This window comes from Caldalkalibacillus thermarum (assembly GCF_014644735.1).
In the GTDB taxonomy this organism is placed as follows: domain Bacteria; phylum Bacillota; class Bacilli; order Caldalkalibacillales; family Caldalkalibacillaceae; genus Caldalkalibacillus; species Caldalkalibacillus thermarum.
Map to the genome: position 1 here is coordinate 1 of NZ_BMKZ01000072.1, position 6,407 is coordinate 6,407.

Genomic DNA, 6,407 nt, shown 5'->3' on the forward strand with positions numbered 1-6,407 from the left:
TCTTCAGGTGGCTAAACAACGCAAGGTCAGTAAGAAAAAACTGCGGAAGGCGATTAAAGCACAACTGCAATACATCCACCGTAATCTGAAACATATTGAAGAGCTGGCCCAACAATCAGGCCTTCACTGGCAAAGCGAAAGCACCAGTTGAATTTGGGGCCAAGGTAGTTATCAGTGTCATCGAGGGATACACCCTGATTGAACACATCAGCTGGGACAACTTCCATGAAGGCAACACATTGCAAGCCTCTGTCGAGGCTTATCATACCCGCTTTGGTTGCTATCCAGAAGCTGTGATTGCTGATCAGCTATATCGGACACGTGAAAACCGTCGGTATTGCCAGGCACGGGGAATTCGTCTGAGTGGACCACCCCTCGGCCGTCCAGCCAAAGAGGTCCAACCTGAACATAAGAAACTGGCACGTCAAGATGNATGGTTTTACTTACGTCTTCAAGAAAAAAATTAGCTGCCAAGCAGCTTAAATTGAGCAAGTTAAAACTTAAAAAATGAAACTTTTTCAGCAATCCCTACTTAGGTTAACGCCTAGAATGAGAGGCGACCGTCAACGGCCGCCTCACTATTCTAGTTGCGAATTAAATAGTCAAAAGCCCCCAGCGCTGCTGTCGCTCCGCTGCCCATAGAGATGATAATCTGCTTGTAGGCGGCATCGGTGCAGTCACCAGCAGCAAAAACACCGGGAATGTTCGTTGCTCCATACTTGTCGACAATAATCTCCCCGAAACGGTTCCGTTCAACCGTTCCTTCCAGCCATTCGGTGTTAGGTACCAGTCCGATTTGGATGAAGACACCATCTAGTTTCAGCTCTTTTTCTTCACCGCTGTCCCGTTCAACATAAGTGAGCCCCTGAACACGTTCAGTTCCGTTAATCGACTTCGTCTCAACATTCTTTAGCACTGTTACATTGTCCAGGCTATACAAACGTTCCTGCAGGATGGCGTCCGCCTTCAACTCTGGTAAAAATTCAAGCAAGGTCACATGACGGGCAATACCTGCCAAATCAATGGCCGCTTCAACACCAGAGTTTCCTCCGCCGATCACGGCCACATCCTTGTTTTCAAAGAGGGGACCGTCACAATGGGGACAATACGCCACTCCTTTGTTTTTCAATTCTGCTTCACCTGGCACACCAAGCTCTCTCCAGCGGGCGCCGGTGGAGATAATCACCGTTTTGCTTTTCAGCACCGCTCCGTTTTCCAATTCAATTTCGATGAGCTCTTTCTTTTCCAAACGTTTGGCCCGGTATGGCTGGATAATGTCAATGTCATAATCTCTGACATGCTCTTCAAGACGGGCAGCCAATTTGGGTCCTTCAGTTTGCTTGACACCGATGAAATTTTCAATCGTTAATGTATCCAGTATCTGCCCTCCGAATCGCTCGACTACAATGCCGGTGCGTATGCCTTTTCGGGCGGCATAAATGGCGGCACTGGCTCCTGCCGGTCCCCCGCCTATCACCAGTACATCGAACGGATCTTTGTTGCTCAGTTCAGCCGGGTCCACTTCTCCACCAATTTTGGCCAAAATATCCTCCAGAGACATCCTGCCACTGCCAAAGGGTTCCCCATTCAAAAACACGGTCGGAACCGCCATAATGTTTTTACGCTCCACTTCTTCCTTGAAAGCGGCTCCATCAATCATGGTGTGGGAAATATTCGGATTGAGAATACTCATCAGATTAAGGGCCTGAACCACATCCGGACAGTTGTGACAACTTAAGCTGACAAAAGTTTCAAAGCGGTATTCGCCTTTAATGTTTTTAATCCGTTCAACAATGGATTGATTCACCTTTGGCGGTCTTCCACTCACTTGCAGAAGCGCCAGTATGAAAGAGCTGAATTCGTGTCCCAAAGGCAAACCGGCAAAGACAACACCCGTCTCTTCGCCAGGGCGATTGACACTAAAGCTGGGCACCCTATCCAGCTGTGTACGGTCAACTTTGATTTTGGGGGACATTTCCGTCAGTTCTTTAACAAGCTCAAGCATTTTGCGGGACAGGTCGTCTTCCCCTGCTGATACTTTTAAAACAACTTCTCCTTCAAGGAGTTCAAGATATTGTTTTAACTGTGTTTTTGTTTCTTGATCAAGTACCATGTCCGTCCCTCCAAATCAATTGAAAGTTTTACAAAACAGCCTTTCCTGGACGGGCGGCGTCCGTCCGGAAAGGCTTGACTGGTTTTGTTACGAAAACAGCCTTAGATTTTACCTACAAGATCGATGCTGGGCTTTAATGTTTCTTCTCCTTCTTTCCATTTGGCCGGGCAAACTTCACCAGGGTTGTTTCTGACGTATTGGGCAGCCTTGATTTTGTTGATCAAGGTGCTGGCATCACGGCCGATACCATCGGCATTAATTTCAACGGCCTGAATAATGCCATCGGGATCAATAATAAACGTACCTCTCTGGGCGAGGCCTTCTTCTTCATTCAAAACATCAAAATTGCGGGAAAGGGTCTGGCTCGGATCACCAATCATTGGAAAAGTAATTTTCCCAATCGCTTCAGAGCTGTCATGCCAAGCTTTGTGGGTGAAATGCGTGTCCGTTGACACGGAATACACTTCTACGCCAAGTGCTTTCAGCTCCTCGTAATGGTTTTGCAGGTCTTCAAGTTCAGTAGGGCAAACAAAGGTAAAATCTGCTGGATAGAAACAAATGACGCTCCATTTGCCCTTCAAATCCTGTTCGGTCACCTCAATGAACTCACCGTTGTGATAGGCCTTTGCTTTAAATGGTTTAACTTCTGTACCAACTAATGACATGGTTGATCCTCCTTTTCTTGTTGTATACCCTGCCCCGGCATCAAGATATGTAGTAGGCCACCGAAGCAGATAGATTATAATTATTTTAATGACAAAATTATTATTATATATTATAACCAGCTTTGTCAACTCTTATGCTCAGCTTAAAAAATTACAGAATGGTGAAATACTTGACACTTTAATTGTGAGCTTTTTGCAAACGGCAGTGACCGGCTGCACCCCGGGGTGAAGCGCTTCTCAACTTTTGAGCATATGGATGTAAGTCCATATGCTAAAAAAGAGAGGCAATCTCTCACGAGATTCTAATTTTTACAGTTGTTCGAAGGAAAACAGGCTTTCTTGGAGAATATACTATAGTGACTTCATCCTTTCTTGATTTTTTTGTTTGGTCACTTGAAATATTCTTCAAGAAGGGATGAAGCCCTTTATTTGGACCTCAAATCCTTTGTGTTTCAATGGCTCTATTTAATGCAAAATACTCTTCTTTAAAAAAATCCTCTCTGGACCAATAATTATTTTACTCTATCTTGAACAAACCGAACTATGCGATAGTTTATGCTATATGGTAAAATATCGGTAATGGATTGATTACAGTGAGGAGGGATATTAAGTTTGAAAAACAAAAAATTCTTAATTGTATTTCTTCTGGTCATTTTAGGAGTTGGTGTCTTTTTGATTGTAGATCAAATGAAAACAACCACATTTGGAGAAGTTCTTACAAATTTACTTGATGAAGATGAAAATATCACTGAAATATATATTCATTATTATTATCCACCAGAAGAGGAAAAGAAAATGGTTCTAAACGATAAGGATGAAATTGATCAATTCATTGAACAATCTTCAGATATGATATTAAAACCAACCAATAAGCTATACGATGCTGGATACATCATGTTTTTTAGAACCGATAATGAAACATATGCAATGACCTTGGGGCGTAATGAGATTTTGCGCGTAAGTGGTCATGTCAAAGATTATCAAATTGTCGGAGAGAATCAGCTTATCGAAGTCATAGAATCATTTGATGAGAAGTGGGAATTGCGTGAATAAGGTACGAAATTTCTATCGAGTAGAAGTGGGGGCTAATCCCCGTCCCCTCACACAAGTATGCCCCTCAGCATTAGAGGGTTTTTGAAAGATCTGAGTTAAACTCTTAAGCCTTGTGCATGCCAGTTACCAAGGGCTTTGTATAATTGTGGCGTCCTGGTTGTATGCCATGCCCTTTGTGTGTGTTTGCAATCTCAAACACCTCATGTTCTTTAAAGCTAAGTGCCCTGAGTTTCACGTACTCTGGTTTTGACTCTTTTCCATTGATGCCATCGGCATAGTCTAAGTCTACTCCTGATCCATTCCAATCTCTGACCTGCACGCTTACTGCGTACGTAAATGTTACAATCGTCCGTCGGCATAGCAGCAGAAGTTTAACCCCCGCTTTTCAAGTTCCTTATCCAGATCGTCCAGGAGAATTTTGGCACAAAAAATGCAGGCTCAAATGTCCTGGCTTGGCTTAAAATATGTTTAAATGAGACCGAAATCAAGGCAATTTAATATCAGTTACATCCGTAAACTTTATCCATATGCTTTCTTTGCCGTTATTTACCTTAATTTTTCCTGTTTGGTGATCAATTTTTTCTATCTTTCCAGTCAGCTCTGTATCCTCATACTCACCAAAAATAGTTATTTGGCATAATAACCCATTACAATGCGCTTCCATGATAATTCGGTTCCACTCTTCAATTTGCTGTTGGTCAAAATCCGGTTTACGCTTCTTTTTCTGCTCCATATGATACTTGTGAAGAGCCTCTATATGCTCTGGAAGCATGAATCGACTGCCTTCCCACATCAAGTTTGACCCAGGTGTAATTTTTGTTTCCCTGTGCAATCTTGATCTCTCCTTTCTTAGCAGCCAATATGTTTCTTAGTTCAAAGGTGCCTTGCTGTTCACGAAGTGTGTGAAAAGCAATGACCTTATCGTCAGTTATTTTATTATGAATATGGTTCGGTATGTGGTGAGGCCTTTTTTATCCATATCATCATCTTCTGTTTCTGTAGGAATTTTTTCATCAGACCATCCACCTTGCAGGAACGTTTGTTCTTATTATATACGAACATATATTTGTATTCAACTTAAATAAGAGAGATAGTGTATACTTTGTTAAAGAAGCATTCCTGTATATAAGCAAATTTGCGGTTTGAAATAAAAAATGCCCCCTTGGTATCATACAGGGTGTCAAGTCATTGACCCCGAAATCAAAAACCAAGGAGGACTTGAAATGAATTATACGCAAAATCGCAAGATTTCTCAAGTGACAATAGCATACATGGCTTTGAACAACTGATCACTTGGGCTGAGCGACATATGAAGCAACACAACAAAACACATGTCATTTTCGGTGCTGAGCCTACCGGACACTACTGGCTCAATCTGGCTTATTATCTAAAAGACAAAGGCTTGGACATCGTCCTTGTGAATCCCATGCATGTGAAGAAAAGCAAGGAACTGGATGACAATTCACCAACAAAAAATGACACAAAGGATGCCAAAGTCATTGCTCAACTCGTGAAAGATGGGCGATACTCTGTACCCAATCTCTTGGACGGTGTGTATGCCGAACTAAGAGAAGGCATTAAAATACGAGATCAGCTCATCCAACAGATGATGACCATTGAAGGGCGCATCCAAAATGTCATCCAGCGCTATTTCCCTGAATTCTTTGATGTGTTTGGGGATTGGAAAGGAAAAGCCGCACTTTGTACATTACGCACCTTTCCTTTCCCGGCAGATATCAAAGAAAAAACACCGGAAGACACGTATTAATAAACGAGGACGAAAACGACTCCGGAAAGCCTTATACCTAGCGATTCGTCCGCTCGTTGCCCATCATCCAACGTTTAAAACCTTGCATCTATACTATACCCAACGTCCTGAACGCCCGTTAAAAAAGCAACAGTCTCTCATTGCCCTGTGTTGTAAGTTGATACGTGTGTTGTTCGCCATTGGAAGAAAACAATGCGCCTTTGATGGAAAAAATTGCTAAGGGGGCTGCCCCCAATGGGGCACCATTCAGCCGCTTAATCCCTTGTGTTATTTGAGATGAGCGATTTGTCAATGGAATTTTTCTTATCACTTTCACAAACACCAACAGTGCTGAGTCGGAGTCTATATTCACCATACGGGCTAAGACCCAGAGCTTATCCGACCTCCACCTCATGGATACGCCGAACGAAGGAATGTATGGCTAACGAGCCGGAGAGATATGGGAGGGTACGCGACCGTGAGATGTGTGGAGATTAAATGCACGGTTATAACATGCTGTCTTTCCAGACTTAACCAGTTTGCTCGTTAGGATGGATAATTTACAGTTAATATTCCGGTATTACTGTAAGATCAAAGCAGGCTACTTCTAGGTGTGAACTGTTGGTAAGTGATAAAAATTTGAGAATACGCGAGTATTCGTGAGAAAATTTAACTTTAAAGAGGGAGGACAAATAAAGACACAATGACGATGATGAATATTGGCATTGATACCGATCAATTTATATTTTTATTCTCACTGCTCCTCATCACTGGAGTCCTGGCTGCAAAATTTTCATACAAATTTGGAGTTCCTGCCCTTATTTTGTTT

General features: G+C 42.6%; 5 protein-coding genes and 2 pseudogenes. 3 read left to right on the forward strand and 4 right to left on the reverse strand.

From position 1 onward, the window contains the following. Positions 1–293 precede the first annotated feature (293 nt). Complete coding sequence (locus tag IEW48_RS17800; RefSeq protein WP_443092720.1) at positions 294–467, forward strand: transposase; 174 nt, start codon at positions 294–296, stop codon at positions 465–467. A 116-nt stretch (positions 468–583) separates the two neighbouring features. On the opposite strand, the gene ahpF is transcribed toward IEW48_RS17800, so the two are convergent. Together ahpF and ahpC are read right to left on the reverse strand one after the other, a co-directional pair. Beyond that, positions 584–2,113: an alkyl hydroperoxide reductase subunit F gene (gene ahpF, locus IEW48_RS15920; protein ID WP_188624619.1), complete on the reverse strand. Its 1,530-nt coding sequence runs from the start codon at positions 2,111–2,113 to the stop codon at positions 584–586. A 101-nt stretch (positions 2,114–2,214) separates the two neighbouring features. Then, positions 2,215–2,778, reverse strand: a complete 564-nt coding sequence (ahpC, locus tag IEW48_RS15925) for an alkyl hydroperoxide reductase subunit C (RefSeq protein ID WP_188624620.1) — start codon at positions 2,776–2,778, stop codon at positions 2,215–2,217. A gap of 612 nt (positions 2,779–3,390) precedes the next feature. Here ahpC and IEW48_RS15930 point away from each other — a divergent pair. Then, entirely contained in the window at positions 3,391–3,831 is a 441-nt protein-coding gene (locus IEW48_RS15930; RefSeq protein ID WP_188624621.1) for a hypothetical protein, read from the forward strand. Between the two features lie 275 nt (positions 3,832–4,106). On the opposite strand, the pseudogene IEW48_RS17805 reads toward IEW48_RS15930, so the two are convergent. Together IEW48_RS17805 and IEW48_RS15935 are read right to left on the reverse strand one after the other, a co-directional pair. Further along, positions 4,107–4,254, reverse strand: a pseudogene (locus IEW48_RS17805) (group II intron reverse transcriptase/maturase); the annotation flags it as partial. A 61-nt stretch (positions 4,255–4,315) separates the two neighbouring features. Beyond that, positions 4,316–4,663 (reverse strand): YolD-like family protein, encoded by a 348-nt coding sequence (locus IEW48_RS15935; RefSeq protein WP_007502396.1) that lies wholly within the window; start codon positions 4,661–4,663, stop codon positions 4,316–4,318. A 426-nt stretch (positions 4,664–5,089) separates the two neighbouring features. Here IEW48_RS15935 and IEW48_RS15940 point away from each other — a divergent pair. Next, positions 5,090–5,857, forward strand: a pseudogene (locus IEW48_RS15940) (IS110 family transposase); the annotation flags it as partial. Positions 5,858–6,407: the final 550 nt, after the last annotated feature.

What these genes read in the sequence shown, in the direction of transcription:
- ahpF (WP_188624619.1), bottom strand. Translation starts at nt 2,113, where the DNA reads ATGGTACTTGATCAAGAAACAAAAACACAGTTAAAACAATATCTTGAA.
- ahpC (WP_188624620.1), bottom strand. Translation starts at nt 2,778, where the DNA reads ATGTCATTAGTTGGTACAGAAGTTAAACCATTTAAAGCAAAGGCCTAT.